At 58.0% G+C, this 2,488-nt stretch carries 3 protein-coding genes; 2 read left to right on the top strand and 1 reads right to left on the bottom strand.

What is annotated here, in order from left to right; all coding sequences use genetic code 11:
• Nucleotides 1-193: 193 nt before the first annotated feature.
• Both QZY44_RS06300 and QZY44_RS06295 read left to right on the top strand, forming a co-directional pair.
• A complete protein-coding gene (locus QZY44_RS06300; RefSeq protein ID WP_295443782.1) occupies nucleotides 194-637 on the top strand; it encodes a site-specific integrase in 444 nt (147 codons plus the stop codon).
• The gene (locus tag QZY44_RS06295) at nucleotides 625-1,143 is read left to right on the top strand and encodes a tyrosine-type recombinase/integrase (RefSeq protein WP_295443780.1); all 519 of its coding nucleotides are present in this window, start codon (nucleotides 625-627) and stop codon (nucleotides 1,141-1,143) included. The genes QZY44_RS06300 and QZY44_RS06295 overlap by 13 nt, the downstream gene beginning before the upstream one ends.
• A 157-nt stretch (nucleotides 1,144-1,300) precedes the next feature.
• On the opposite strand, the gene QZY44_RS06290 is transcribed toward QZY44_RS06295, so the two are convergent.
• Nucleotides 1,301-1,873: a hypothetical protein gene (locus tag QZY44_RS06290; RefSeq protein ID WP_295443777.1), complete on the bottom strand. Its 573-nt coding sequence runs from the start codon at nucleotides 1,871-1,873 to the stop codon at nucleotides 1,301-1,303.
• Nucleotides 1,874-2,488 lie beyond the last annotated feature (615 nt).

Here is a 2,488-nt window from a genome sequence, read left to right as displayed (position 1 = left end):
GAACCCACCGCCGTCCCCGTCCGCCGTTCCGACCATCTGCCCGGTGCACCGATGTGCAGCCCATGCGCTCAAGGACAGGAGCCGGGAATAGCATCGCCGGAATGACGGTCAAGGCCCCAGATCAAAAGTAGGAAACTTCAGCCCTATCATTACGCTGATCGCACCGCACATCACCGCCTTCCCGCAGGAACGATTGCCGATCCAGCGCGGCGCCAGCGTTCATACCTGCGACAGCTATGCGCAGACTTTCCAGTTGCTGTTCGAGTTCGCCAGCCAAAGGTTCGGTGTGACACCCTCGGCGCTTGCTCTGGAACAGCTCGATGCGCGGCTGGTCATGGACTTTTTGGCCCATCGGGAAACCGACCGTGGCAACAGCCCCCGAACCCGCAACGCCCGCCTGGCCGCGATCAAGTCGTTCATGCACTTTGTGGAGTACTGGATACCGGCGCTGCTGGAGCAAATCCGTGAAATCTTGGCGATTCCGACCAAGAAAACCGATCAACCCTTGATCGCCTATCTGACCATGCCGGAGATCCAGGCGCTATTGAACGCCCCGGATGCCAGACGCGCTATGGCATCCGTGGCTGGCCCATGCTCCATGCGTGCTTTGCGGCCGGTCTGCGGGTGTCAGAGTTGATTGGGCTGCCGCTGACCGCGCTCAGCCTTCAGCCGACACCGACCGTTCAGGTCCAAGGCAAGGGGCGTCGGCAGCGTGCCTTACCACTGTGGAAGCAGGCCGCCGAGGATGTCCGGGCCTGGTTGGCGGTTCGCGGTGAAGTCCGGGTACCCGAACTGTTCGTCAACCATCAGGATCAGGCGATGACCCGCGTGGGCTTTACCTACCTGCTGGACAAGTACGTGAGCCAGGCCGCCGCACACTGTCCGACGCTCCTCGGTAAGCGGGTCTCTCCCCATGTCCTGCGCCACTCGTGTGCCATGGTGATCTACCAAGCCACCGGCGATCTGCGAAAGGTGGCCCTGTGGCTGGGCCACGCCAACATGCAGACCGCCGAGATCTACTTGCAGGCCGACCCGGCCGAGAAACTGGAGGCGATCAAATCGGTGGTGCCCCTGTCGCTGCGCCGCGGTCACTTCACCGCACCGGACCGACTGATAGCCAAACTACGGGAGGCATCGTTATGAAAAGTGATCGGAGCCGAAGTGCCTGATATATCGGCTCCGATCTGCCCCTCCTTGTCATAATCCTGCGCCTTCCATAAGAACGCAAAGTTACGCTAAGGCGTAACCGATAACCGACGTTTAATAAATTGGACCCATTTGGCAATGAACTGGTCTGGCGTCACGCCTGATTTCCTGACTTCTCTTGCTGAACGCGGCCCCGGTGCCGGGCGGGGGCCTTGGGCGTCGGCTCCAGGGTCAGTTCGGGCACGGCCGCCGCGGGAGCCTGGGGTTTCGGTGCCGGGGCTTGCAAGGCCGCGATGATGGCACGTAGATCAGCGTTATGGGCGGCGCGCTCGGTCAGGGTGGCCACTTCCAAGCGCAGTGCTTCGGCTGCCCGCTCCGCGGTGGTGCGGGCCTCCTGTGCCGCCTGGAGGGCCTCGGTGGTGCGGTTGGCTCGAGACTCTGCCGCACTGGCGCGCCGCTCGGCTTCTGTGGCTTCCTGTCGAGCCTGGTCCAAGGCGCCACTCAGACGGGAAACCTCGGCCACAGCTTCGGCTACCTGGCCGCGTAGCACGTCCAGGGTGGTCCCCCGCTCCTGGGCCTGGCCCCGCAAGGCGTCAAGGTGGCCGCGCAGCTGTCCAAGCTCGGCGGTAGCCTCTCCGGAGCGTAGATCCTGAAGCTCCTTGAATGGCTCTATTGCGCGTTCAAATTCTTTGAATGGCTTTATTGTGCGCTCAAATTCTTCATTCATGTTGACACCTTGTTAAAATTGACTGTATATGAATTTCACAATAAATGAAAAGATGAGCTTCGTCAAAGGTCTATCTTGAAAAAATAGCCATCTGATTTTTACTATTAGTTTTCACAAACTAAGTGGCTCTGATCATCGTTACGGCCTCCGTAGGTCGCCCTTCAGGGCGACCGCTCGGCATCGTGCAAGCCCGGTCGCACTGCAGGGCGACCTACAACTGCCCATGGCCGGAACGATGATCAAGGCCAACTAAGTATCATTAGTTTATGTAAACTAAAATTGATCCCCCGGGCGCAGTTAAGTACCTCCACTCAAACGCTTGTGACTCGCTCTTGGTAAGAATCATTTAGAATCATGGTCTTCCAATAACTGAGAGCTATCTTGAATTACAAGCGTTTCAGCAGATGCACTTAGCTGTAATGAGATTCCACTGCGCCTATCGATTACTCATTGGATAAAGCGACATCCGTATGTGATGGGTTTTCACACCAGCATGAAAAACAAAGGAAAATTGGCGCATGCCATCCAATGTGCTAAACATGCCAAATGAGGTCTCTATAAAACCGGTAATGAACTGTTCGGGTGTCATGGCGCGGAATCTCCGGTGTCCTGCTG

The sequence above is a fragment of the uncultured Thiodictyon sp. genome (genome assembly GCA_903837595.1).
In the GTDB taxonomy this organism is placed as follows: Bacteria; Pseudomonadota; Gammaproteobacteria; order Chromatiales; family Chromatiaceae; genus Thiodictyon.
Note: the sequence above shows the minus strand (reverse complement) of the source record. Positions and strands in the feature narration are given on the sequence as shown.

Coding starts and splice junctions, on each gene's coding strand:
- QZY44_RS06290 (WP_295443777.1), bottom strand. CDS start 1,873: ATGAATGAAGAATTTGAGCGCACAATAAAGCCATTCAAAGAATTTGAA.